The 25092-nt window shown below is 72.7% G+C and carries 18 protein-coding genes; 14 read left to right on the forward strand and 4 right to left on the reverse strand.

From position 1 onward, the window contains the following. Positions 1-19: 19 nt before the first annotated feature. Positions 20-1414: a sensor histidine kinase gene (locus tag PSQ21_RS27715; protein ID WP_274033952.1), complete on the forward strand. Its 1395-nt coding sequence runs from the start codon at positions 20-22 to the stop codon at positions 1412-1414. A 119-nt stretch (positions 1415-1533) separates the two neighbouring features. Here the strand turns inward: PSQ21_RS27715 and PSQ21_RS27720 are convergent, their stop codons facing one another. Further along, entirely contained in the window at positions 1534-2535 is a 1002-nt protein-coding gene (locus PSQ21_RS27720) for a TAXI family TRAP transporter solute-binding subunit (RefSeq protein ID WP_274033953.1), read from the reverse strand. 133 nt (positions 2536-2668) lie between these two features. On the opposite strand from PSQ21_RS27720, the gene miaB reads away from it, so the two are divergent. Further along, entirely contained in the window at positions 2669-4189 is a 1521-nt protein-coding gene (gene miaB, locus PSQ21_RS27725; RefSeq protein ID WP_274033955.1) for a tRNA (N6-isopentenyl adenosine(37)-C2)-methylthiotransferase MiaB, read from the forward strand. 248 nt (positions 4190-4437) lie between these two features. Further along, on the forward strand, positions 4438-5154 hold the full coding sequence (locus PSQ21_RS27730; RefSeq protein WP_274033957.1) for a class III extradiol dioxygenase subunit B-like domain-containing protein: 717 nt from the start codon (positions 4438-4440) through the stop codon (positions 5152-5154). Positions 5155-5218: 64 nt separating this feature from the next. Here PSQ21_RS27730 and PSQ21_RS27735 read toward each other — a convergent pair whose 3' ends face one another. Continuing rightward, positions 5219-5521: an antitoxin gene (locus PSQ21_RS27735; RefSeq protein ID WP_274033960.1), complete on the reverse strand. Its 303-nt coding sequence runs from the start codon at positions 5519-5521 to the stop codon at positions 5219-5221. Between the two features lie 211 nt (positions 5522-5732). Here PSQ21_RS27735 and miaA point away from each other — a divergent pair, with 211 nt between their 5' ends. From miaA to hflX, 6 genes are all read left to right on the forward strand, one after another. Continuing rightward, a complete protein-coding gene (gene miaA / locus PSQ21_RS27740) occupies positions 5733-6671 on the forward strand; it encodes a tRNA (adenosine(37)-N6)-dimethylallyltransferase MiaA (RefSeq protein WP_274033962.1) in 939 nt (312 codons plus the stop codon). 107 nt (positions 6672-6778) lie between these two features. Beyond that, on the forward strand, positions 6779-7231 hold the full coding sequence (locus PSQ21_RS27745; protein WP_274035975.1) for a hypothetical protein: 453 nt from the start codon (positions 6779-6781) through the stop codon (positions 7229-7231). 100 nt (positions 7232-7331) lie between these two features. Beyond that, positions 7332-8198: a diaminopimelate epimerase gene (gene dapF, locus PSQ21_RS27750; protein ID WP_274033964.1), complete on the forward strand. Its 867-nt coding sequence runs from the start codon at positions 7332-7334 to the stop codon at positions 8196-8198. 171 nt (positions 8199-8369) lie between these two features. Continuing rightward, on the forward strand, positions 8370-10535 hold the full coding sequence (locus PSQ21_RS27755; protein WP_274033966.1) for a RelA/SpoT family protein: 2166 nt from the start codon (positions 8370-8372) through the stop codon (positions 10533-10535). Between the two features lie 141 nt (positions 10536-10676). Next, complete coding sequence (locus PSQ21_RS27760) at positions 10677-12122, forward strand: M1 family metallopeptidase (RefSeq protein ID WP_274033967.1); 1446 nt, start codon at positions 10677-10679, stop codon at positions 12120-12122. Between the two features lie 131 nt (positions 12123-12253). Beyond that, complete coding sequence (gene hflX / locus PSQ21_RS27765) at positions 12254-13771, forward strand: GTPase HflX (protein WP_274033969.1); 1518 nt, start codon at positions 12254-12256, stop codon at positions 13769-13771. A gap of 91 nt (positions 13772-13862) precedes the next feature. Here hflX and PSQ21_RS27770 read toward each other — a convergent pair whose 3' ends face one another. Beyond that, positions 13863-15035, reverse strand: coding sequence for a trypsin-like serine peptidase (locus PSQ21_RS27770; RefSeq protein WP_274033971.1), 1173 nt, complete (start codon positions 15033-15035; stop codon positions 13863-13865). Between the two features lie 256 nt (positions 15036-15291). Further along, on the reverse strand, positions 15292-16461 hold the full coding sequence (locus tag PSQ21_RS27775; RefSeq protein WP_274033972.1) for a trypsin-like serine peptidase: 1170 nt from the start codon (positions 16459-16461) through the stop codon (positions 15292-15294). Positions 16462-16816: 355 nt separating this feature from the next. Here PSQ21_RS27775 and PSQ21_RS27780 point away from each other — a divergent pair, with 355 nt between their 5' ends. The 5 genes from PSQ21_RS27780 to PSQ21_RS27800 all read left to right on the forward strand — a co-directional run bounded on the left by PSQ21_RS27780 (position 16817) and on the right by PSQ21_RS27800 (position 24972). Further along, positions 16817-18211: a diaminobutyrate--2-oxoglutarate transaminase family protein gene (locus PSQ21_RS27780; protein WP_274033973.1), complete on the forward strand. Its 1395-nt coding sequence runs from the start codon at positions 16817-16819 to the stop codon at positions 18209-18211. A gap of 28 nt (positions 18212-18239) precedes the next feature. Continuing rightward, the gene (locus PSQ21_RS27785) at positions 18240-20150 is read left to right on the forward strand and encodes an IucA/IucC family protein (RefSeq protein WP_274033974.1); all 1911 of its coding nucleotides are present in this window, start codon (positions 18240-18242) and stop codon (positions 20148-20150) included. An 86-nt stretch (positions 20151-20236) separates the two neighbouring features. After that, positions 20237-20998 carry a GNAT family N-acetyltransferase gene (locus tag PSQ21_RS27790; RefSeq protein WP_274033976.1) on the forward strand — a complete coding sequence of 254 codons (762 nt, stop codon included), beginning with the start codon at positions 20237-20239 and terminating at the stop codon, positions 20996-20998. A 60-nt stretch (positions 20999-21058) separates the two neighbouring features. Further along, on the forward strand, positions 21059-22963 hold the full coding sequence (locus PSQ21_RS27795; RefSeq protein WP_274033977.1) for an IucA/IucC family protein: 1905 nt from the start codon (positions 21059-21061) through the stop codon (positions 22961-22963). Between the two features lie 38 nt (positions 22964-23001). Continuing rightward, complete coding sequence (locus PSQ21_RS27800) at positions 23002-24972, forward strand: ATP-dependent DNA helicase (protein ID WP_274033978.1); 1971 nt, start codon at positions 23002-23004, stop codon at positions 24970-24972. Positions 24973-25092: the final 120 nt, after the last annotated feature.

The following is a 25092-nucleotide window of genomic DNA, read 5'->3' on the forward strand; positions in this document are numbered from 1 at the left end:
CCGGCGGGTACGTCTCCCGGTGCGCTCCCGTCTGCTCCCGCTGCTCATCGTCCTGATGGCCGCCATGCTGCTCACCCTCGGCTTTCCGCTCGCGATCAGCGTGGCCGCCGCCGAGCAGCAGCGCCTGGTGATCGACCGGATCGACGACACCGCACGGTTCGCCGCCCTGGCGCAGTCCATCGCCGACACCTCCCCGGACAGCGAGGAGCGTCGCCGTACCCTCCAGACCGACCTGGAGCTCTACGCCTCGGTGTACGACATCCGCGCCGGCGTCTTCTTCCAGGACGGCCGGGCCCTGGCCAAGGCCCCCGGCTCCTGGGCCCTGCCCGCCGAGGGGGAGGGTCGTACGGCGTTCAACGAGGCGCTGCTCGGCCGCCGCTCGCACGACCCCCCGCAGATCTGGCCCTGGCGCGACGGCCGCGTCGTCGTCGCCTCGCCCGTCGTGCGCGACGGCGATGTGGTCGCGGTGGTCGTCCTCGACTCGCCCACCGGCGAGATGCGGTCCCGGATCCTGCGGACGTGGCTGTTCATCGGCCTCGGCGAGGCGCTGGCGCTGCTGGTGGCGGTCGGCGCCGCGGTACGGCTCACCGGCTGGGTCCTGCTGCCCGTACGGACCCTGGACGCGGCCACCCACGACATCGCCGGCGGCCGGATGCGCTCCCGGGTCGCCGCCTCCGCCGGACCGCCGGAACTCAGACGCCTGGCTCGCTCCTTCAACGAGATGGCGGACAACGTCGAGGACGTGCTGGAGCAGCAGCGCGCCTTCGTCGCCGACGCCTCGCACCAGCTGCGCAACCCGCTCGCCGCCCTGCTGCTGCGCATCGAGCTGCTCGCCCTGGAGCTGCCCGAGGACAGCGAGGAGATCGCGGCCGTGCGCACCGAGGGCAAGCGGCTGGCCCGGGTTCTCGACGACCTCCTGGACCTCGCGCTGGCCGAGCACGCCGAGGCGGACCTCCAGCTGACCGACATCGTTCCGCTCGCCGCCGAACGGGTCGCCTCCTGGCGACCGATGGCGGAGCGCGAGGGCGTGCACCTCACCCTGGACGGGGCCCCGGCCGCCACCGCCTGGGCCGACCCCGTCGCGCTCTCCAGCGCCCTGGACGCGGTGATCGACAACGCCCTGAAGTTCACCCCCGCCGGAGAGGACGTCACCGTCACCGTCGCCGCCGGAGCCCTCGTGACGACCGTCGTGGTCGCCGACCGGGGCCCCGGCCTCACCGAAGCGGAGCTGGAGCGGGTCGGGGACCGCTTCTGGCGCAGCACCCGCCACCAGAACGTCAGCGGATCGGGCCTGGGACTCTCCATCTCCCGGGTGCTGCTCGCGGCGGGCGGTGGCTCGATCGCGTACGAGCACCACGAACCGCACGGCCTGCGGGTGACCGTCTCGGTCCCCCGCGACCTGCCGGGGAGCTGAACAGCGGGGCCGCTGAACTCCTACGGCCACTGGCCCCTACGGCCGCGCGGCCCCGGGCCGCGCACCGCACCGCCCGGGCCGCACCCCTTCCAGGCCCCCGGGCCCCCGGGCAGCGCTGCCTACGGCTTCACCGAGCGGTAGTAAGCCTTGGCCCCGTCATGGACGTCCAGCGGATCCGTGTAGATCGCGGTCCGCAGATCCACCAACTGCGCCGCGTGGACCTCGCGGCCGATCCGGTCCCGGCTGTTGATCACCGTCCGGGTGAAGGCCTCGGTCATGGCCGCGTCCGTACGGTCGGTCGTGACGAGCAGGTTGGCGACGGCGACCGTGGGCACCGCCTGACCCTGCTGGGCCTGCGGATACACATCGGCGGGCATCATGGCGGACCGGTAGAAGCGGGTGGGACCGGTCGCCGACTGGAGCTTCGCGACCAGCTCGGCCTCCAGCGGCACCAGCCGGATGTCGAAGCGCCGCGACAGCTCCTGCACGGCCGCGGTCGGGAGCCCGCCCGACCAGAAGAACGCGTCGAGCCGGCCCTGGGTCAGCCGGACGGGCATGGTGTCGATGCCCACCGGCACCGGTGTGATGTCGTCGGCCGGATCGAGCCCCGCCGCAGCCAGCAGCCGGTCCGCGACCAGCCGTACCCCGGAGCCCTCCTGGCCGACGCCCACCCGCTTGCCCCGCAGACCGGAGACCGTCCGGACGTCGGAGTCGCGGGGGACGACCAGCTGGACGTAGTCGTCGTACAGCCGGACACAGCCGCGCAGCCGCTGGGCCCCCGGCCTGCCGTCGCGCAGATAGGTGGCGACGGCGTCGGCGGTGGCGATGGTGAAGTCCGCGTCGCCCGTCGCCACCCGGGCGAGGTTCTGCTGCGATCCCTCGCTGGTCCGCATCCGTATGGACACCTCCGGCATGTCCTTGGCGAGCGCGACCTCCAGCCGTTCCCCGTACCGCTGGTAGACGCCACTGGGCACTCCGGTGGAGAAGGTGAGCGACCCACGGGGGTCCCCCTCGCTCCCCTGGGGCAGCAACCACCACGCGAGCAGCCCGAGCACGACCGCGAGGACGGCGCCCGTCCGCAGAGTGCGCCGGCGGCCGGATCGGGACAGAGCGCGGAACATGCGCGCGATCCTGCCAGCTCGACCGCCCCCCTGACCAGGCTTCCCCGTGAGGCCCGGCCCACAGCGGACGGGGAGGGCGGGGGAGGGGAGCCGCGAGGAAGGGGGTTGTCCGGCAACCGCCTACCCTTGTCCCATGAGCAGCGGCAACCGGAGCGAAGCAGTGGACGTCCAGAAGAGCTACGAGGTGCGCACCTACGGGTGCCAGATGAACGTCCATGACTCCGAACGGCTGTCGGGTCTCCTGGAGGGCGCCGGTTACGTCCGGGCCCCCGAAGGTTCCGACGGCGACGCCGACGTCGTCGTCTTCAACACCTGCGCGGTGCGGGAGAACGCCGACAACAAGCTGTACGGGAACCTCGGCCGCCTCGCGCCCATGAAGACCAAGCGCCCCGGCATGCAGATCGCCGTCGGCGGCTGTCTCGCGCAGAAGGACCGCGACACCATCGTCAAGCGGGCCCCCTGGGTCGACGTCGTCTTCGGCACCCACAACATCGGCAAGCTGCCGGTCCTCCTGGAGCGCGCCCGCGTCCAGGAGGAGGCGCAGATCGAGATCGCCGAGTCCCTGGAAGCCTTCCCCTCCACGCTCCCCACCCGCCGCGAGTCCGCCTACGCCGCGTGGGTCTCCATCTCGGTCGGGTGCAACAACACCTGCACCTTCTGCATCGTCCCGGCGCTGCGCGGCAAGGAGAAGGACCGTCGCACCGGCGACATCCTGGCCGAGATCGAGGCCCTGGTCGCCGAGGGAGTCTCCGAGATCACCCTCCTCGGCCAGAACGTGAACGCGTACGGCTCCGACATCGGCGACCGCGAGGCCTTCTCCAAGCTGCTGCGTGCCTGCGGGGCCATCGAGGGCCTGGAGCGCGTCCGCTTCACCTCGCCGCACCCCCGCGACTTCACCGACGACGTCATCGCCGCCATGGCCGAGACGCCCAACGTGATGCCGCAGCTGCACATGCCGATGCAGTCCGGATCGGACAGCATCCTGAAGGCGATGCGCCGCTCCTACCGCCAGGAGCGCTTCCTGGGGATCATCGAGAAGGTGCGCGCCGCGATGCCCGACGCCGCCATCTCCACCGACATCATCGTGGGCTTCCCCGGCGAGACGGAGGAGGACTTCGAGCAGACGATGCACGCCGTCCGCGAGGCGCGGTTCGCCAACGCGTTCACCTTCCAGTACTCCAAGCGTCCCGGGACCCCCGCCGCCGACATGGACGGCCAGATCCCCAAGGAGGTCGTCCAGGAGCGGTACATGCGCCTGTCCGCCCTTCAGGAGCAGATCTCCTGGGACGAGAACAAGAAGCAGGTCGGCCGCACCCTGGACGTCATGGTCGCGGAGGGCGAGGGCCGCAAGGACGGCGCCACCCGGCGACTCTCCGGCCGCGCCCCCGACAACCGGCTGGTGCACTTCACGCAGCCCGAGAAGGCCGTGCGCCCCGGCGACGTGGTGACCGTCGAGATCACCTACGCCGCCCCGCACCACCTGCTCGCCGAGGGCACGCCGCTCGCCGTACGGTCCACCCGCTCGGGCGACGCCTGGGAGAAGCGCACCACCGAGGCCGCCGCCAAGCCCGCCGGAGTGATGCTCGGCCTCCCCGGCATCGGCGCCCCGGACCCGCTCCCGGCCGCCACGGCCCCGGCCTGCGGCATCGGCTGACGGATCGCGTCCGGTCGGCGGAGCCCGAACGCCGACCGGCCCCGACGGCCGAAGCCGGCCGACGCCCCGGGACCCTCGGCCGTCGGCTCCGGCCCTCGGGGCCTGTGCGGCCGATCGGCTCCGGCCCTCGGGTTCCGCGCGCCCGACCGGCCCGGTCCTCGGGTCCCGCGCGGCCGTCGGCCCCCGCCCACGGGTCCCGCGCGGTAGGCCGGCCCCGGCCCCGGCCTCATGCAAGTACGCTGACCGGCATGCTTGTCGCCGCCGCCGTGTGTCCCTGCCCGCCGCTCCTGGTGCCCGAGGTCGCCGCCGGTGCCGCCCCCGAGCTCGACGCCGCGCGTGACGCGTGCCTCGACGCCGTGGGAGTGCTCGCCGCCTCGCGCCCGGACCTGCTCGTCGTCGTGGGGCCGGGCGACGACCTGTCCGCAGGGCCCCACCCGGCCGGGGCGCACGGGACCTTCCGTGGCGTCGGCGTGGACCTCGACGTGACGCTCGGCAACGCACCGCGGTCCGCCGCCCCGGACCGGCCGCTGCCGCAGTCCCTCACCGTGGGCGCCTGGCTGCTGGGCCGGGCCCGTTGGACAGGCGCTCCCGCCGAAGGGTTCGCCGTGGCGGAGAGCGAGGCCGCCCCGGAGTGCGCGGAGGCCGGCCGCACCCTCGCCCGGCGGGCCGAGCGGGTCGCGCTCCTGGTGATGGGCGACGGCAGCGCCTGCCGCACCCTCAAGGCCCCCGGCTACCTGGACGAGCGGGCCGCCGCCTTCGACGCCCGCGCCACCGCTGCGCTCGGCTCCGCGGACCTCGACGCCCTCGCGTCGCTCGACGCGTCGCTCGCCCGAGAGCTCAAGGCCGCCGGACGGGCCCCCTGGCAGCTGCTCGGCGGTGCCGCGCGGGACGCCGGGCTCGTCGGCCGGCTGCTGTACGAGGACGCCCCGTACGGCGTGGGCTACACCGTCGCCGCCTGGTCCTGAACGCGACGGCGGCGGGTACGGAGCACTCGGCCCCGTACCCGCCGCCGTTCCGCGGTCACCCGGGTCAGGGGGCGGGCGGCGGCGGAGGAGGAGTGCTGCCGGGATTCCCCGGAGTATCGGGGCTCCCCGGGGCGCCGGGGGTACCGGGAGTGCCCCCGTCCTTGTGCCCCAGCTTGTCCACGGCCTCCTTGGCCTTGCGCGTACCCGAATCGATCTTGTCGCTGTATTTGCCCTTGGTCTTCTGGTCGACCGTGCGCGCGGCCTTGTCGAGGCCCTGCTCGATCTTGCCCCCGTGCTGCTGCGCGAGGTCGCCGACCTTGTCCTTGGCCGGTCCCAGCTTGGCCTTCAGGTTGTCCAGGAACCCCATTGGGTCACCTTCCGTGCAGTGAGGACTGTTGAGGACTGTGCGTGGGAGTGTTCTCCCGCCCCCATTGTCCGTTACCTGTCCGTTCCTGCCGTTTTTACTCGCCTTATCGCGCTTCCGCGGCGCGTCCTTGACCTGGCTCTCCGCGCTCGCCCGCGTCCTCATGGACACCCGGCGTGTTCGGGAGGGCCCGGATATTTGGGAGACTGTCCGGGTGACCCCTCCCGCTTCCGCCCCTCGCGTCATCACCGTCGTAGGCCCCACCGCAGCCGGAAAGTCGGATCTGGGGGTCTTCCTCGCCCAGCGGCTCGGCGGTGAGGTGATCAACGCCGACTCCATGCAGCTCTACCGGGGAATGGACATCGGCACCGCGAAGCTGACGCTCCCCGAACGCGACGGCGTGCCGCACCGGCTGCTGGACATCTGGGACGTCACCGAGACCGCCAGCGTCGCCGAGTACCAGCGGCTGGCCCGTCTGGAGATCGACCGGCTGCTCTCCGAAGGGCGCACGCCGATCCTGGTCGGCGGGTCCGGGCTGTACGTGAAGGGCGCCATCGACGCCCTGGAGTTCCCCGGTACGGACCCCGAAGTGCGCGCCCGGCTCGAAGCGGAGCTGGCCGAGCGCGGCTCGGGCGCCCTGCACGAACGCCTCGCCGCCGCCGACCCGGATGCCGCCCGGTCCATCCTGGCGAGCAACGGCCGCCGCATCGTCCGCGCCCTCGAGGTCATCGAGATCACCGGCAAGCCCTTCACCGCCAATCTCCCCGGCGAGGAGCCCGTCTACGACGCCGTGCAGATCGGCGTCGACGTGGACCGCCCCGAACTGGACGAGCGCATCGCCCTGCGCGTCGACCGGATGTGGGAGGCGGGGCTCGTGGACGAGGTGCGCGCCCTGGAGGCGTCAGGGCTGCGCGAGGGCCTCACGGCCTCCCGGGCCCTCGGCTACCAGCAGATCCTCGCGGTGCTCGCGGGGGAGTGCACCGAGGACGACGCGCGGGCCGAGACCGTGCGCGCCACCAAGCGCTTCGCCCGCCGCCAGGACTCGTGGTTCCGGCGTGACCCGCGTGTCGTGTGGCTCGGCGGCGGACAGCGTGACCGGGGGGAACTCCCGCACCGCGCGCTGATGTTGGTCGAACGGGCGGTCACAGCCTGATCACGTGATGGCATCGGGAAGCTCCGCCCGTCAATGCGGCACCCGTGAGCGTGCCATCATCGAGCATCGATCCACCAGTGAAGTCCGAGTTGGGAGGGCGCGTGGCGATGGAGGCCGGCCCTCGCGACACGGAGCAGCGCGACACCGAGCACGACGTGCCGTCACCGCGGGAGACCGCGGGACGGCTGAGCCCTGACGGGCCCGAGGAGCAGGACGTGACCCCCGAGGTCGAGGTCGAGCTGCGGCCCACCCGCAAGCTACGGATCTGGCAGCTCGCGCCCATCGTCGTGCTGGCCGCGGTCGGCTCGCTGATGTTCGCCTTCCCCCTCGCCTTCGAGTTCGGCGACGGCGGAGCCATCGTCGCCATGCTGGGGCTCCTGATCAGCTGCTGCGCGGCCGGCTGGGGCATGATGGCGGCCCGCCGCGTCGGTCACACCTGGCCGGGACTGCCCGCCCGTGGCTCCGGCGACCGCCCCGACTGGCGGGTGATCGCGCTGTACGTGGCGACCGGCGTCGCCCTGGTCGCCCTCGCCGTCTGGCGCGTGGACCGGCTGCGCTGACGCCCGCCTGCCCGCCCGCCGGGCCCGCTCGCGCGGGACAACGGGCCGGACGCGGGGTCCGCGCGCGCGGGGTGTCGGTGCCTCCTCGTACAGTTGGCGTGTGAGCACTCCGCAGATCGCCTTCCTCAAGGGTCACGGCACCGAGAACGACTTCGTGATCGTCCCGGACCCGGACAACGCCCTCACGCTGCCCGCCGCCGTCGTCGCCCGGCTCTGCGACCGCCGGGCCGGCATCGGCGGGGACGGCCTGCTGCACGTCGTGCGGTCCGCCGCCCACCCCGAGGCGCGGGACATGGCGGACGCGGCCGAGTGGTTCATGGACTACCGCAACGCGGACGGCTCGATCGCCGAGATGTGCGGCAACGGCGTGCGCGTCTTCGCCCACTACCTCCAGCGCGCCGGCCTCGTCGAGGAGGGCGACCTGACCGTCGCCACCCGGGGCGGCCCCAAGCGCGTGCACCTCGCCAAGAACGGCGACATCACCGTCTCCATGGGGCGCGCCCTGCTGCCCGAGAAGAGCGTCACGGTCACCGTCGGCGACCGCAGCTGGCCCGCCCGCAACGTCAACATGGGCAACCCGCACGCGGTCGCCTTCGTCGACGACCTGGACCACGCCGGCGACCTGTTCACCGCTCCGCCCATCAGCCCCGAGGCCGTCTACCCCGAAGGCGTCAACGTCGAGTTCGTCGTCGACCGGGGCCCGCGCCACGTGGGCATGCGCGTCCACGAGCGGGGCTCCGGCGAGACCCGTTCCTGCGGCACCGGTGCCTGCGCGGTCGCCGTCGCCACCGCCCGCCGGGACGGCGCCGACCCCGCCGGGACAGGCCTCCCCGTCACCTACCGGGTGGATCTCCCCGGCGGCACCCTCGCCATCACCGAGCACCCCGACGGCACGATCGACATGACCGGGCCCGCGGTGATCGTCGCCGAGGGCGTCATCGACCCGGACTGGCTCGAAACCTCTTGAGGAATGGCTCACTCGAAACGATGACCGGCCCGAGCTTCGCTCGAATGGGTGATCCGTTTCACGCTGGGCGAGAGCTGGACTGCGCCACGTGGTGGGGTCGATAGCATCAAGCACCGGCCCCGAGGGGCATCCGCCCCTCCTCAGCGCCGGTCGACGTCGCCGGAGGTGCCCATGAGTGCAGAGGCCGCCGATCCGGGCGCTCCCCTTCGCAGGCGGAGCCGCCCCCGGATCGACCTGCGCAGACTGGGCCGGGTGGCACTGCGCGGCCCGGTCTCCCGCGACCGGCTGTCCGACGCCATCGGGCATGTCGCCGAGGCGCACCGCGCCCACCACCCCGACGCCGACCTGACCATCCTGCACCGGGCCTACGTCCTCGCGGAGTCCTCGCACCGCGGGCAGACGCGCAAGAGCGGCGAGCCGTACATCACGCATCCGCTGGCCGTCACCCTGATCCTCGCGGAGCTCGGCGCCGAGACCACCACCCTCACCGCCTCCCTGCTCCACGACACCGTCGAGGACACGGAGGTGACGCTCGACCAGGTGCGCGAGCAGTTCGGCGACGAGGTCTGCTATCTCGTCGACGGCGTCACCAAGCTGGAGAAGGTCGACTACGGCGCCGCCGCCGAACCGGAGACCTTCCGCAAGATGCTCGTCGCCACCGGCAACGACGTCCGGGTCATGTCGATCAAGCTCGCGGACCGGCTGCACAACATGCGCACGCTCGGCGTGATGCGCCCCGAGAAGCAGGCCAGGATCGCCAAGGTCACCCGCGACGTCCTCATCCCGCTCGCCGAACGGCTCGGCGTGCAGGCGCTCAAGACCGAGCTGGAGGACCTGGTCTTCGCGATCCTGCACCCCGAGGAGTACGAGCACACCCGCGCGCTGATCGCCGCCGAGGCAGGTCCGGACGCCCCCCTCGACACCATCGCCGGCCACGTACGGGGCACCCTGCGCGACGCCGGCATCAGCGCCGAAGTCCTCATCAGGCCACGCCACTTCGTCTCCGTGCACCGGGTCCGCAGGAAACGGGGCGAGCTGCGCGGCACCGACTTCGGCCGGCTGCTCGTCCTCGTCGGGGAGGACGCCGACTGCTACGCCGTCCTCGGTGAGCTGCACACCTGTTTCACCCCGGTGATCTCCGAGTTCAAGGACTTCATCGCCGCCCCCAAGTTCAACCTGTACCAGTCGCTGCACACCGCGGTCGTCGGCCCCGGGGGCGCCGTCGCCGAAGTCCTCATCCGTACGCACCGGATGCACAAGGTCGCCGAGGCGGGCGTCGTCGCGCTGGGCAACCCGTACGCCCCGGACCCCGCCGCCCCGCAGACCGAGCCGTCCGACGAGCGCGCCGACCCGACCCGGCCCGGCTGGCTCTCCCGGCTGCTGGACTGGCAGGAGTCCGCCACCGACCCCGACACCTTCTGGACCACGCTGCGCGACGACCTCGCGCAGGACCGCGAGATCACCGTGTTCCGCACCGACGGAGGCACCCTCGGGCTGCCCGCCGGGGCCAGCTGCGTCGACGCCGCCTACGCGCAGTACGGCGACCGGGCGCACACCTCCATCGGAGCCCGGGTCAACGGCCGCCTCGCCACCCTGAGCACCGTCCTCGGCGACGGCGACACCGTGCAGCTGCTGCTCGCCCAGGACACCGCATCCGGCCCCTCGCCCGACTGGCTCGACCACGCGCGCACCCCCACCGCCCGGATCGCGATCACGAGCTGGCTCACCGACCACCCCGACGAGGCGAAGCCCACCTCCTCGACGATGACGTCCGTGGACCCGGGCGGGCCCGGCCCGGCCGACCACGCCGCCCCGGAGCGCGACGCCCAGGCCGTCGCGCCGCCGCGCACCCGGTCCGGCCCCCGTGCCACCGGCGTCGTCGTCGACGGCCCGGACGCGCCGGTGCGCCTCGCCGGCTGCTGTACGCCGGTGCCCCCCGACGAGCTGACGGGCTTCGTCGTCCGGGGCGGCGCCGTCACCGTGCACCGCCGCGAGTGCCCCGCCGTGGCCGCCATGCAGGAGATCGGCCGCGCTCCGGTCGGGGCCCGCTGGGCCGACGCGGAGAGCCGGGAGTCCGACGCGGGCTGCCGGGTCACCCTGGTCGCCGAGTCCTTCGGCCGCCCCCGGCTCCTCGCCGACCTCACCGAGGCCATCGCCACCGCCGAGGCGGCGATCGTCTCCGCCACCGTGGAGCCGCCGAGCGAGCAGCGCGTCCGCCACACCTACACCCTCCAGCTTCCCGACGCGGCGGGCCTTCCCGCCCTGATGCGCGCCATGCGCGAGGTCGCCGGGGTCTACGACGTCAGCCGCGCCCAGCATCCGGCCCCGGCCGGCTGAGCCGCCCCGGGGACGCGGCCCGGCGCGCAGCGGTGCCTCCCAGCCGGCCGAACCGTTCCTCCCGCGGATGACGCGTCCTCGTTCGAGTGGTGCGGCGCGCGGCTCCCCGGCCGGGCGGCGACGCGCTGATAGCGGTAGTCCATGCCGCTCCTCACCCGCCGCCTGCGCGCCGCCCTGCTGGCGACCGCCTCGGCCACCCTCGTCGCCGCCGGCCTCCCCGCCCCCGAGCCCCTGGGCATCGGCGACCGGCTCTTCCCCGAGCTGGGCAACCCCGGATACGACGTGCTCGCGTACGACATCGCCTTCGCGTACCACGGCAGCAACACCGAGCCCCTGGACACGGTCACGAAGATCAGGGCCCGCACCACCGCCCCGCTGGACCGGATCAACCTCGACTTCGCCCGCGGCGCCGTCCACGGGGTCGAGGTCAACGGACTGGCCGCCGACTTCGGCACCGCACACGAGGACCTGGTCGTCCAGTCCCCCCACCGCCTCCCCGCGGGCGTACCGCTGAACATCACCGTCCGGCACACCAGCGACCCGAGCGGATCCGCGGCCGACGGCGGCTGGGTCCGTACCGCCGACGGCCTCGCCATGGCCAACCAGGCCGACGCCGCCCACCGCGTCTTCCCCGGCAACGACCACCCCTCCGACAAGGCTTACTTCACCTTCCGGATCACCGCCCCCGAGAAGCTGACGGCGGTCGCGGCCGGCCTGCCCGCGGGGAAGACCCGGCGCGGGGCCACGACCACCTGGACCTACCGCACCGAGCACCCCATGGCGACCGAGCTGGCCCAGGTCTCCATCGGCAGCTCCGCCGTGCTGCACCGCACCGGCCCGCACGGACTGCCGGTGCGCGACGTTGTCCCGGCCGCCGACCGCGAGAAGCTGGAGCCCTGGCTGAAGAAGACCCCGTCCCAGCTGGCCTGGATGGAGGAACAGGTCGGCCGCTACCCCTTCGAGACGTACGGTGTGCTCGTCGCCGACAGCCCCATCGGCTTCGCCCTGGAGACCCAGACGCTGTCGCTCTTCGGGAAGTCCTTCTTCACGGAGCCCGGCTACCCGGAGTGGTACGTCGACTCGGTGATGATCCACGAGCTGGCCCACCAGTGGTTCGGCAACAGCGTCTCGCCCGCGAGCTGGTCCGATCTGTGGCTCAACGAAGGCCACGCCAGCTGGTACGAGGCCCGGTACGCCGAGGAGAGGGGCGGCGGGACCCTGGAGCGGCGGATGCGTGAGGCGTACAGGCTCTCCGACGGCTGGCGCGCGGACGGCGGCCCTCCGGCGCATCCGGACGGCCCCGCCCCGGGGCAGAAGCTGAGCCTGTTCCGGCCGGTCATGTACGACGGCAGCGCGCTGGTGCTCTACGCCCTGAACCAGGAGATCGGCGAGGCCGCCTTCGACCGGCTGGAGCGCGCCTGGGTCCGGGTGCACCGGGACTCCACGGCGACCACGGCGGACTTCACGCGCCTGGCGTCCGGCATCGCGGGACGGGACCTGACCGCCTTCTTCGACGGCTGGCTCTACGGCGAGAAGACCCCGCCGATGCCCGGCCACCCCGACTGGAGCAGCGCGAAACCCGCGTGACGGGCCCGGCGGGGCCGTGCCACTATCGACGCGTCGGCGCGGCGGACCGCACCGGAGTTCCCCGCAGGGAATCATCCGGGAAGATCACACGTTGTGACTGACGTAAAGACTTCTATCGACGTAAGGATCCAATGACCTCCTCTTCTTCCCTTCCCCAGGACGCGCAGGACGCGCAGAGTGCCACGGAGAACACCGAGAGCCTCACCGAGAGCCTTCGGGCCGACGCCCTGATGGAAGAGGACGTCGCCTGGAGCCAGGAGATCGACGGGGCGCGGGACGGCGATCAGCTGGACCGCTCCGAGCGCGCCGCGCTACGACGCGTGGCCGGTCTCTCCACGGAGCTCGAGGACGTCACCGAGGTCGAGTACCGCCAGCTGCGCCTGGAGCGCGTGGTGCTGGTGGGCGTCTGGACCTCGGGGACGGTGCACGACGCGGAGATCTCCCTCGCGGAGCTCGCCGCACTCGCCGAGACAGCGGGCGCCCAGGTGCTGGACGCGGTGTACCAGCGGCGCGACAAGCCGGACCCGGCCACCTACATCGGCTCGGGCAAGGCGCTGGAGCTGCGGGACATCGTGCTCGAATCCGGTGCCGACACCGTCGTCTGCGACGGTGAGCTGAGCCCCGGCCAGCTGATCCACCTGGAAGACGTCGTCAAGGTGAAGGTGGTCGACCGGACCGCCCTCATCCTCGACATCTTCGCCCAGCACGCCAAGTCCCGTGAGGGCAAGGCGCAGGTCTCGCTGGCCCAGATGCAGTACATGCTGCCGAGGCTGCGCGGCTGGGGTCAGTCGCTCTCCCGTCAGATGGGCGGCGGCGGTTCCAGCGGCGGTGGCGGCATGGCCACCCGTGGTCCCGGTGAGACCAAGATCGAGACGGACCGGCGACGGATCCGCGAGAAGATGGCGAAGATGCGCCGGGAGATCGCGGAGATGAAGACCGGCCGCGAGATCAAGCGGCAGGAGCGCAAGCGCAACAAGGTGCCCTCCGTCGCCATCGCCGGATACACCAACGCGGGCAAGTCCTCGCTGCTCAACCGTCTGACCGGGGCCGGCGTCCTGGTGGAGAACGCGCTGTTCGCCACCCTGGACCCGACCGTCCGCCGGGCCGAGACGCCGAGCGGCCGTATCTACACCCTGGCCGACACCGTCGGGTTCGTCCGGCATCTGCCGCACCACCTCGTCGAGGCGTTCCGCTCCACCATGGAGGAGGTCGGCGAGTCCGATCTCATCCTCCACGTGGTGGACGGCTCCCACCCGGTGCCGGAGGAACAGCTCGCCGCGGTGCGCGAGGTGATCCGGGACGTCGGCGCGGTGAACGTGCGCGAGATCGTCGTGATCAACAAGGCGGACGCGGCGGACCCCCTGGTCCTCCAGCGGCTGCTGCGCAACGAGAAGTACGCGATCGCGGTCTCGGCCAGGACCGGCGCCGGGATCGACGAGCTGCTCACGCTCATCGACGCCGAGCTGCCCCGGCCGTCCGTCGAGATCGAGGTGCTCGTGCCGTACATCCAGGGGGCCCTGGTCTCCCGGGTGCACGCCGAGGGCGAGGTGCTCTTCGAGGAGCACACCGCCGAGGGCACCCTGCTCAAGGCCCAGGTCCACGAGGAGCTGGCCGCGGAGCTCGGGACCTTCGTCCCCGCCGCGCACTGACGGCCGCGGGACCGCGTGACAGCCGAAGGCCCGGCCCCTCTCTTCTTCAGGGAGAGGGGCCGGGCCTTCGCCGTACGGTCGCCGGCCGGGGCTACCGCCCGGCGAACCTGTCGCTCATCATCGTGAAGGTGCGCCGGGCGTCGTCGTCGAGCCGGGGACCGGCCAGCCAGCCCGAGGTGACCGGACCGATCGAGGTGTTGGACACCAGCATCGACTTCCCGTCCGGCCCGGCGACGAACCAGCCGCCGCCGGAGGAACCGCCGGTCATCGTGCAGCCGATGCGGTACATCGTCGGCGTGCCGGGGGCGATCGAGAGCCGGCCGGGACGGTCGACGCACTGGTGCATCAGCAGTCCGTCGTACGGCGGACCGGCCGGGTAGCCCCAGGCGCCCATGCCGCTGATCTGCTGGATCTCCGGAGCGTCGAAGGAGACCGGCAGCGCGTTGCCCACCGTCTCCTCCAGCGACTTCGTACCCTTCTCCGGCTTCACATGCAGGATCGCGTAGTCGTACGGCGCGCCCGCTCCGCCGGTCGGGCCGCCGCCGGAGATCCACTCTCCGGAGGAGGCGGCCCAGTCCGCCCAGTAGGTGCCGTAGGGGGCGATCTCCTGGGGCCGCGCGGTCCGCAGCTGTGCCGCGTTCTTGCCCTGGTCGTTGTACGAGGGCACGAAGACGATGTTGCGGTACCAGCCGCCGCCCGCGCCCGCGTGCACGCAGTGCCCGGCGGTCCACACGAGGTTCGAGCGCCCGGGGTTCCCCGGGTCCTTCACGACCGTGCCCGAGCAGACCATGGATCCCTCGGGAGAGTCGAAGAAGACCTTGCCGACCGGGGCGGCGTGCCGGTGGTAGGGCACCTTCTCCGGCTTGGCCGGGACCGGGGCCGGCTCCGGATCGCTGACGTCCTGCCCGGCGGTGAGGTCACCGGCCGCCATCGTCTTGGCGGGCTCGTCGGCGGAGGCCATCCGGTCCGGCTTCCACAGGCCGTCGATGACCGGGTTGACGAAGTCCTCGGCCTTGCGGAGCCACGTGTCCTTGTCCCAGTTCTTCCACTCCCCGTCCTTCCACTTCTCCGGGTCCACCCCGTGCTTCTCCAGGGCGTCGCCCAGATCGCCGGGAAGGCCGGCGGCAGGGTCCTTCTGGGCCGCCGGGCCGGTGGCGGACGGCTTGGCGGCGGCGGAGTCCTCGTCCGGGCCGCAGGCCGTGGCCGTGAGTGTGAGCGCCGCGACGAGGCCGGTAGCGGCCAGCAGCGGACGTATCGATCGCATGGAAGAAATCCCCCTGAACACCTGAGTCGTGCGATGGTGCGCCTACGCGGACGCGGCCGCGTGCGTGGACGTGTGGTTGTCCGCGTGCGCGGTCGTGCATTCTGTCATGCGCTTGTCATGCGTGATGCCGGGGTCGCCCGCAGATCGCCCGCGGCCCCCGGCCGGCTACTGCCGTACCGGGGGCCGCGGACGCTATCGGTGATCTCGTGATCTCGTGATCTCGTGCGGAGGGTTCCGTTGCCGGAGCCCGACCGGCCTACTGGCCCGCGTACTTCTCGCTCACCGCGCGGTAGACGCCCTCGGCCTCCTTGCCGAGCCGGGGCCCGGCCAGCCAGCCCGCGGTGACCGGGCCGATCGAGGTGTTCGAGACCAGGGCGGGCTTGCCGTCCTGCCCCGCCGCGACCCAGCCGCCGCCCGAGGAACCGCCGGTCATCGTGCAGCCGATGCGGTACATGGTGGGCTGGTCCTGGAAGACGGAGAGCCGGCCCGGCTTGTCCTGGCACTGGAGCAGCTTCTGACCGTCGAACGGCGGCGCGGCCGGGTACCCCGTGGCCGTCATGCCGGTGATCTTCGGCACCGCGGGAGCGTTGAACTCGACCGGCAGCGCCGAACCGACCGTCTCCTCCAGCGACTTGCCGCCCGCACCCTTCTCCGGCGTCACATGCAGCACCGCGAAGTCGTACGGGGCGCCCTGGCCGCCGACGGTCGCGCCCTGCGCGATCCACTGCTCGGAGGTCTGGGCCCACTTGCCCCACCACACGCCGTAGGGAGCGATCTTCTCCTTGGGTGCGGTCTCCAGCTCGGTCAGCGACAGACCGTCATTGTTGTAGGCCGGGACGAAGGCGATGTTGCGGTACCAACCGCCCTTCTTGCCCGCGTGCACGCAGTGCCCGGCGGTCCACACCATGTTGGATTTGCCGGGGTTCGCCGGGTCCTTCACCACGGTCGCGGAACAGACCATCGAGCCCTGCGGGCCGTCGAAGAGCAGCTTCCCGGACTCGGGGGCGTTGTCGTGGTACGGCGTCGCGACCCCGGCGGCCCGGACCGGGGCCGGCGTCGGGTCCGTCACGCCGTCGTCGCCGGAGATGTCGTTGTCGACCGGGTTCTCCGGGGGCTTGTCGGCTTCCCGCATCCGGTCCGGGTCCCACAGGCCGTCGATGATCGGGTTGACGAAGTCCTTGGCCTCACGCAGCCACTTGTCCTTGTCCCAGTTCTTCCACTCCCCGTCCCGCCACTTGTCGGGGTCGATACCGTGCTCCTTGAGCCGGTCCTTGAGGTCGTCCGGAATGGCGACCTTGCCGTCGGCCGACGAGTCGGCCGAGGCGCTGGGCGCCCCGCCGGCGTTGTCCTCCTCCGGGCCGCACGCGGTGGCGGTCAGCGCCAGCACGGCGGCGACGGCGGTCGCGGCGAGCGCGGTGGAGGGCATGCGCCGTACGCGCCTCCCGCGCCGGGCCGTATCGATCGGGCGAATGGGTCGCATCTCGTGATCCCCCTGGGACTTCGTCACTCGGTACTCGTGCTGTCTCGCGGACACGTCGGGCGCCGGAACAGGTGCTTCTGCGCCGCCGTGCGGCCCCCACTATGCCGGTGCCGATGGTGACGGTACGCGGCAGGTCCGCGGTTCCGTCGCCGCGAGGATGTTCCGATTTACCCGTGATCCATCGCGGACGGCGTCGTTGGTACGTAGGGGGGACACCAGGGCAGCGTTCACGCCCTCGGTCCGTCCGCGCGAAAACGTACCGAGGTGCAACGCAACCGTTACCGCAGGAGGATCAAGAGCCGTGTCCGTGACCGAACCCGCGCCGGTGGCGTCGCCCTCCGCACACGAGGGCATTCTCCGTCGCCAGACCCTGCGCGAATCGGCGGCCCGCACGTACGCGCGGTCCCTGCCGATCGTCCCGGTGCGCGCCCGCGGGCTCACCATCGAGGGCGCGGACGGACGCCGCTACCTCGACTGCCTGTCGGGCGCCGGCACGCTGGCGCTCGGGCACAACCACCCCGTCGTGCTCGAAGCCGTCCGGAAGGTCATCGACTCCGGCGCGCCCCTGCACGTGCTGGACCTCGCCACCCCGGTCAAGGACGCCTTCACCACCGAGCTGTTCGCCACCCTGCCGCGGGAGCTCGCCGACAACGCCCGCATCCAGTTCTGCGGCCCCGCCGGTACGGACGCCGTCGAGGCCGCGTTCAAACTGGTCCGCGCCGCGACCGGGCGCACCGGCCTGCTGGCCTTCACCGGCGCGTACCACGGTATGACCGCAGGGGCTCTGGAGGCATCCGGCGGCGCGACCGACGTACGGGTGACCCGGCTGCCCTTCCCGCAGGACTACCGCTGCCCGTTCGGGACCGGCGGCGAGCGCGGCGCGGCGCTCGCCGCCCGCTGGACCGAACACCTGCTGGACGACCGCAAGGGCGGGGTCCAGCCCCCCGCAGGAATGATCGTGGAGCCGGTCCAGGGCGAGGGCGGCGTCAACCCCGCCCCCGACTCCTGGCTGCGCCGCATGCGGGGGATCACCGAGGACCGCTCCATCCCCCTCATCGCCGACGAGGTGCAGACGGGGGTCGGCAGGACCGGCGCCTTCTGGGCCGTCGAGCACAGCGGCATCGTTCCCGACGTCATGGTCCTCTCCAAGGCGATCGGCGGTTCCCTGCCCCTGGCCGTGATCGTCTACCGCGCCGAACTGGATCTCTGGCAGCCGGGTGCGCACGCGGGTACGTTCCGTGGCAACCAGCTCGCCATGGCGGCGGGCGCGGCCACGCTCGCGTACGTCAGGGACAATCAACTGGCGGACCGCGCTGCGGTCCTGGGGGCCCGGATGCTCGCCCGTCTGACGGAGCTGCGGGCACACCATCCGGAAATCGGTGACGTGCGGGGGCGTGGACTGATGATCGGCATGGAGCTGGTGGATCCCGAGAGCGCACCCCTGCCCGCCGAAACCGGCGACGCCCACCCGGCCCCGCCGCCCGACCCGGCCCTCGCCCTCGCCGTCCAGCGGGAATGTCTGCGGCGCGGCCTCATCGTCGAACTGGGCGGCCGCCACGACGCCGTGGTCCGCCTTCTGCCGCCCCTCACCCTCACCGACGAACAGGCGAGTGCCGTCGTCGACCGTCTCGCCGACGCGCTGGCAGCCGCGACACGCTCCCCGCACCGTCGGACCACCGCCGGGCCGACCACCTGAACCCGGAATCCCCACAAGGAAGAACGCCGTGAACCCCACCCCCGCTTCCGAGGCCGACAGCCACGGAACCCCCCAGCACCGAGGGCAGGACGGACCGGCCGCCCCCGGCACGGTCGAGGCGACGACCGTGCCCCGTCAGAAATCCGTGCACCACACCGACCCGAACCCCCCTGCGTACGGGGCTGGTCCGGGATCCGAAGCGGCGACGGACCAGGACCGCAGGCCCGATGCACTGGACGACCCGGACCCGCTGAGGGCCGCCGACGCGGCGGGCACGGAGAGCCTCCTGCGGTGCTGGACCCGCGAGAACGGCCTGCCCCGCCCCGCCGGCGACACCCTGCGCATCGCCTTCCCCGCCAGCGGCACCGCCCTGCTCGCCCCCGTGCACTACTGGTCCGCCACCGGAGCCCACCGCTTCGGCGCCCCCGCCCTGGAGAACGCCCCCGCCGGCGCCCCGCACGCCGACGCCGCCACCGTCGCCGTCCTCATCAGCCGTGAGGGCGGCGCGAGCGGCGCGGGCGATCTGGTCGCCCGGGTCGCCGACTCCGTACGCCACACCGCCGGCTTCATCGACCGGCGGCGGCGCGACCCGGCGGACCCCGCCGAGGCCGACCTCTTCCTCACCGCCGAACAGTCCCTGCTGCTCGGCCACCCCCTCCACCCCACGCCCAAGAGCCGCGAGGGCCTCTCCGAATCGGAGTCCCGCCGCTATTCGCCCGAGCTGCACGGGTCCTTCCCGCTCCACTGGTTCGCCGTCGACCGGTCGCTGATCGCCACCGACTCCGCCTGGACCGAGGACGGCCCGGCCACCGCCGACGAACTGCTCGCCCCGCACGCCGCAGGCCTCAGCCTGCCCTCCGGCACCGTGGCCGTCCCCGTGCACCCCTGGCAGGCCGCCGATCTGCTCCACCGCCCCCAGGTCCGGGCCCTCGCCGCCGCCGGCCTGCTCCGCGACCTCGGCCCGCACGGCGAACCCTGGCACCCCACCTCCTCCATCCGCACCGTGCACCGGCCCGGGGCACAGGTGATGCTCAAGCTCTCCCTCGGCGTACGCATCACCAACTCCCGCCGGGAGAACCTCCGCAAGGAGCTGCACCGGGGCGTCGAGGTCCACCGCCTCCTGTCGACCGGACTCGCCGAACGCTGGCAGCGGGAACACCCCGGCTTCGACATCGTCCGGGACCCCGCCTGGCTCGCCGTCGACGACCCCGAGGGCGTACCCGTCACGGGGCTCGACGTGATGCTCCGCCACAACCCCTTCGGCCCGGGCGACGACGCCGCCTGCATCGCGGGACTCACCGCACAGCGCCCCCGGCCCGGCCGGCCCGGCATGCGCTCCCGGCTCGCCGAGGTCATCACCGGACTGGCCGCCCGCACCGGCCGCACCGCCGACGCCGTCTCCGTCGCATGGTTCTGCCGCTATCTGCACCACGTCGTGCGCCCCGTCCTCTGGCTCGACGCCCACGGCGGAGTCGCCCTCGAAGCCCACCAGCAGAACACCCTCGTCCTCCTCGACCCGGACGGCTGGCCCGTCGGCGGCCGCTACCGGGACAACCAGGGCTACTACTTCCGGGACTCCCGCCGCGCCGAGCTGGAACAACGGCTCCCCGGCATCGGCGTCGTCAGTGACACCTTCGTCTCCGACCAGGTCACCGACGAGCGGTTCGCCTACTACCTCGGCATCAACAACATCCTGGGCCTGATCGGCGCGTTCGGGGCCCAGCGCCTGGCCGACGAGCAGGAACTCCTCACCGCCCTGCGCCGATTCCTCACCGAGACCGCGGAACTGGGCTCACCCCTGCCCGCGTATCTCCTGGACCACCGCCAACTGCGCTGCAAGGCCAACCTGCTGACCCGGCTCCACGGCCTCGACGAGCTGGTCGGGCCGGTCGACACCCAGTCCGTGTACGTCACCATCGCCAACCCGCTGCACAGCTGAGCACCACCGCCCCCGGGCGGACTCCGACCGCACCCGCTCCGGAGACGCCCACCGACCGCACCCGGTCCAGAGAGGAGAGCGCCACCGTGCCTCCCGCCGAACCCTCAGCGGAACCCGACGCCGCACCGGCCGACCACGGCTCCGCCGAACGGTCCGGCAGCGGCGCGGGTGAGCGCAACGCCGTCGAGGACACCCTGGACCTGCAGCTCACCGAGGAGCTCCTCGCGCTGATCGCCGAGGAGCGGAACACCGAGGCGGACCGGGCCCGGGCCTCCCACGAGCTGCTGGGCGACCCCGGGGCCTGGCCGCCCGCGACCACGGCCGCGGGAGAGTTCGCCCTCCTCCCCGTCCGGCCGGAGCGCGATCTCGCCGTCCTCAGCCGCTGGATGAACGACCCTGCCGTGGCGGCCTTCTGGGAGCTCGCCGGACCCGAGTCCGTCACCGCGGACCATCTCAGGCCCCAGCTCGAAGGGGACGGACGCAGCATCCCGTGCCTGGGCGTGCTCGACTCCACGCCCATGAGCTACTGGGAGATCTACCGCGCCGACCTCGACCCGCTGGCCCGCCACTACCCCGCCCGCCCCCACGACACCGGCCTCCATCTCCTCATCGGCGGCGTGAACAACCGGGGCCGGGGCGTGGGCACCACCCTGCTCCGCGCCGTCGCCGACCTCGTCCTGGACAACCTTCCGCGGTGCGGGCGGGTCGTCGCCGAGCCGGACCTGCGCAACACCCCCTCCGTATCCGCGTTCCTCAGCGCCGGTTTCCGCTTCTCCGCCGAAGTGGAGCTCCCCGGCAAACGCGCCGCGCTGATGATCCGCGACCGAACGTACCGAGCCCAGCTGTGACTTACTCGCCGCACTTTCCACACCGCTCGAACCTCATAGGTTCCATCCGGAGGAGTCCCCGTGCCGATATACCCCGCGAGCCGTGAATCAGCCGAGTCCCCGCGGCTGTTCAGCCCTCCGGAGCTGAACCGACAGATCTGGGACCGGGCCGCCGCACGGCTCCTCGCCAAGATGCTCGGCGAGTTCGCCTACGAGGAGATCATCGAGCCGGTCCCGGAGCCCGGGACCGACGGACGCCACCGGCTGACCCTCGACGACGGGGGAGTGCTCGCCTTCACGGCCCGGCGCGGTGTCTACGGCAGCTGGCGCGTCGACCCCGACTCGGTCGAGGTCACCGCGGGCCGCCCGGCCGCCCACGCCAACGGCTCATCCGCCGCGGGCGCCGGGGCCCGGTCCGACGGCCCGGCCGCCGGCTCCCGGCCGTTCCGTGACCCGCTGACGTTCCTCACCCGGGCCCGAGGCCTCCTCGGGCTCGACGGCACGACGCTGGGCCACCTCATCCGCGAGCTGACCCGGACCCTGTCCGCCGACGCCCGGCTCGACCACACCGCGCTCACCGCGGACCGGCTCGCCGCCCTGGACCACGCGGAGCTGGAGGGCCATCAGACCGGCCACCCCTGGCTGGTGGCGAGCAAGGGGCGGCTCGGCTTCTCCGCCGCCGACGCCGCCCGCTTCAGCCCCGAGTGCCGCAGCCCGCTCCGGCTGCCGTGGATCGCGGTCAGCACCCGCATCGCGCGGTACCGTGGCGTGGGCCGCGTCACCACTCCCGACCAGCTGTACGCGGGAGAACTCGACCCGAGCGTCCGGGACGCCTTCGGCGAGGTGCTGAGGGCCCGCGGCCACGACCCGCGGGACTACCTCTACCTTCCCGTACACCCCTGGCAGTGGGACGAGTGGATCGTGCCGATCTTCGCCCCGGCCATCGCCGACGGCGACATCGTGGCCCTGCACACCGACGGGGACGCCCGCCTCCCGCAACAGTCGATCCGCACGTTCACGAACCTGGAACGTCCCGAGCGGCACACCGTGAAGCTCCCGCTCTCCATCCTCAACACCCTGGTCTGGCGCGGCCTGCCGACCGAGCGGACCCTCGCCGCTCCCGCGGTCACCGCCTGGGTCCAGGGACTGTGCGAGAACGACCCGTTCCTGCGCGACACGTGCCGGGTCGTCCTGCTCGGCGAGGTCGCCTCCGTCGCCGTCGAGCACCCGCTGTACGACCACCTCCCCGAGGCGCCCTACCAGTACAAGGAGGTCCTCGGCGCGATCTGGCGCGAGCCGCTGCCGCCCCGCCTCGCGCCGGGCGAACGCGCCCGCACACTCGCCTCACTGCTGCACACGGATCCGGCGGGCCGCGCGTTCACCGCGGAGCTGGTCGAGCGCTCCGGCCTGTCCCCGGACGTCTGGCTGAAACGGCTCTTCGGGGCCTTGCTGCCGCCCCTGCTGCACTTCCTCTACCGCTACGGCACCGTCTTCTCCCCGCACGGCGAGAACGCCATCGTCGTGTTCGACGAGAACGACGTGCCCGTACGCCTCGCCATCAAGGACTTCGTCGACGACATCAACGTCAGCGCCCACCCCCTGCCGGAGCACGCCGGCATGCCCGACGAGGTGCGCGCCGTCCTCCTCACCGAGGAGCCGTCCTTCCTCACCCAGTTCATCCACTCCGGCCTCTTCGTGGGCGTCTTCCGTTATCTGTCCCCCCTCTGCGAGGAACAGCTCGGCGTCTCCGAGGACGTGTTCTGGTCACTCGTCCGGGCGGAGATAATCCGCCACCACGCCCGTTTCCCGGAGCAGCGGGAGCGGTTCGAGCTCTTCGACATGCTGACCCCCGAGATCGAGCGCCTCTGCCTCAACCGCAACCGCCTGCTCGTCGACGGCTACCGGGACCGGGCCGGCCGGCCGCACGCGGCGATCCACGGCACCGTCCCCAACCCGTTGCACCCCTCCGCCCGCGTCCGGGAGTGATCGCTGTTGTCAGTGGCGCGCCGTAGGGTGGTCGGGCTATGACGAAGCCATCCCTCCCCGAGCTCCTGCACGCCGCCGTCACCGCCGTCGGCGGTACGGAAAGGCCCGGCCAGGTCACCATGGCCGAAGCCGTCGCCGAGGCCGTCGACGACCAATCCCACCTGCTCGTCCAGGCCGGCACCGGTACGGGCAAGTCGCTCGGCTATCTGGTGCCGGCCCTGGCGCACGGGGAGCGGGTCGTCGTGGCCACGGCCACCCTCGCCCTCCAGCGACAGCTGGTGGAGCGGGACCTGCCGCGTACGGTCGAGTCCCTGCATCCGCTGCTGCGGCGACGCCCGCAGTTCGCCATGCTCAAGGGCCGGTCGAACTACCTCTGCCTGCACCGGCTCCACGAGGGGGTTCCGCAGGACGAGGAGGAGGGGCTGTTCGACCAGTTCGAGGCGGCGGCCCCGTCCAGCAAGCTCGGCCAGGACCTGCTGCGGCTGCGGGACTGGTCGGACGAGACGGAGACGGGTGACCGCGACGATCTGACCCCTGGCGTCTCGGACCGGGCCTGGGCGCAGATCTCGGTCTCCTCGCGCGAGTGCCTGGGCGCGACGAAGTGCGCGTACGGCGCGGAGTGCTTCGCGGAGGCGGCCCGTGAGCGCGCGAAGCTCGCGGACGTGGTCGTCACCAACCACGCGCTGCTCGCGATCGACGCCATCGAGGGCGCGCCGGTGCTGCCGTCGCACGAGGTGCTGATCGTCGACGAGGCCCATGAGCTGGTCTCCCGGGTCACCGGCGTCGCCACCGGCGAGCTCACCCCAGCCCAGGTCAACCGCGCGGTCCGCCGGGCGGCGAAGCTGGTCAACGAGAAGGCCGCCGACGCCCTCCAGACCGCCGCCGAGGGCTTCGAGCGGGTCATGGAGCTGGCGCTACCGGGGCGTCTGGAGGAGGTGCCCGAGGATCTCGGGTACGCGCTGATGGCGCTGCGCGACGCGGCACGCACCGTGATCTCCGCCATCGGCGCCACCCGGGACAAGTCGGTCGAGGACGAGAACGCCGTCCGCAAGCAGGCCCTGGCCTCGGTCGAGTCGATCCACGCCGTCGCCGAGCGCATCGCCCAGGGCTCCGAGTACGACGTCGTCTGGTACGAACAGCACGACCGGTTCGGGGCCTCGGTCCGGGTCGCCCCGCTCTCCGTCTCCGGGCTGCTGCGCGAGAAGCTCTTCGCCGAGCGGTCCGTGGTGCTGACCTCGGCCACCCTCAAGCTCGGCGGAGACTTCAACGGGGTGGGCGCCTCCCTCGGGCTGGCCCCCGAGGGCACGGCGGGTGAGGACGTCCCCCAGTGGAAGGGGCTGGACGTCGGCTCCCCGTTCGACTACCCGAAGCAGGGCATCCTCTACGTCGCGCGGCATCTGAACACCCCGGGGCGGGAGGGCTCCCGTACGGACATGCTGGACGAGCTCGCCGAGCTGGTGGAGGCCGCCGGCGGTCGCACGCTGGGGCTGTTCTCCTCCATGCGGGGAGCCAAGGCGGCGGCCGAGGAGCTGCGGGGGCGGATGGACAGGCCGATCCTGCTCCAGGGCGAGGAGACGCTCGGCGAGCTGATCAAGAACTTCGCCGCCGACCCGGAGACCTGCCTCTTCGGCACCCTGTCGCTCTGGCAGGGCGTGGACGTCCCGGGGCCGAGCTGTCAGCTGGTGGTCATGGACCGGATTCCGTTCCCCCGGCCGGACGATCCGCTGATGAGCGCTCGGCAGAAGGCGGTCGAGGAGGCGGGCGGCAACGGCTTCATGGCGGTGGCGGCGACGCACGCCGCTCTGCTGATGGCCCAGGGCGCGGGCCGACTGGTCCGGGCCACGGGCGACAAGGGAGTCGTCGCCGTGCTGGACCCGAGGCTCGCGAACGCGCGGTACGGCAGCTATCTGCGCGCCTCGCTGCCGGACTTCTGGTACACCACCGACCGGAACCAGGCGCGCCGCTCGCTGGCCGCCATCGACGCACGGGCCAAGGAGGACGAGGCCTGAGCCGGCCGCAGCCGCCCACCCGCCCGGTTCCGCGCGGGTGGACAGGCATGGCAAAGCCCCGGGACCGACGCCATGATCGACGTCCTAGGCAGGGATCCCGGGGCAGACAGCCGTGACCGA

Source organism: Streptomyces sp. MMBL 11-1 (assembly GCF_028622875.1).
GTDB lineage: Bacteria > Actinomycetota > Actinomycetes > Streptomycetales > Streptomycetaceae > Streptomyces.

Coding starts and splice junctions, on each gene's coding strand:
- PSQ21_RS27730 (WP_274033957.1), top strand. CDS start 4,438: ATGCTTGTCGCCGCCGCCGTGTGTCCCTGCCCGCCGCTCCTGGTGCCC.
- PSQ21_RS27745 (WP_274035975.1), top strand. CDS start 6,779: ATGGAGGCCGGCCCTCGCGACACGGAGCAGCGCGACACCGAGCACGAC.
- PSQ21_RS27755 (WP_274033966.1), top strand. CDS start 8,370: ATGAGTGCAGAGGCCGCCGATCCGGGCGCTCCCCTTCGCAGGCGGAGC.
- PSQ21_RS27720 (WP_274033953.1), bottom strand. CDS start 2,535: ATGTTCCGCGCTCTGTCCCGATCCGGCCGCCGGCGCACTCTGCGGACG.
- PSQ21_RS27760 (WP_274033967.1), top strand. CDS start 10,677: ATGCCGCTCCTCACCCGCCGCCTGCGCGCCGCCCTGCTGGCGACCGCC.
- PSQ21_RS27800 (WP_274033978.1), top strand. CDS start 23,002: ATGACGAAGCCATCCCTCCCCGAGCTCCTGCACGCCGCCGTCACCGCC.
- hflX (WP_274033969.1), top strand. CDS start 12,254: ATGACCTCCTCTTCTTCCCTTCCCCAGGACGCGCAGGACGCGCAGAGT.
- PSQ21_RS27735 (WP_274033960.1), bottom strand. CDS start 5,521: ATGGGGTTCCTGGACAACCTGAAGGCCAAGCTGGGACCGGCCAAGGAC.
- PSQ21_RS27770 (WP_274033971.1), bottom strand. CDS start 15,035: ATGCGATCGATACGTCCGCTGCTGGCCGCTACCGGCCTCGTCGCGGCG.
- PSQ21_RS27775 (WP_274033972.1), bottom strand. CDS start 16,461: ATGCCCTCCACCGCGCTCGCCGCGACCGCCGTCGCCGCCGTGCTGGCG.
- miaB (WP_274033955.1), top strand. CDS start 2,669: ATGAGCAGCGGCAACCGGAGCGAAGCAGTGGACGTCCAGAAGAGCTAC.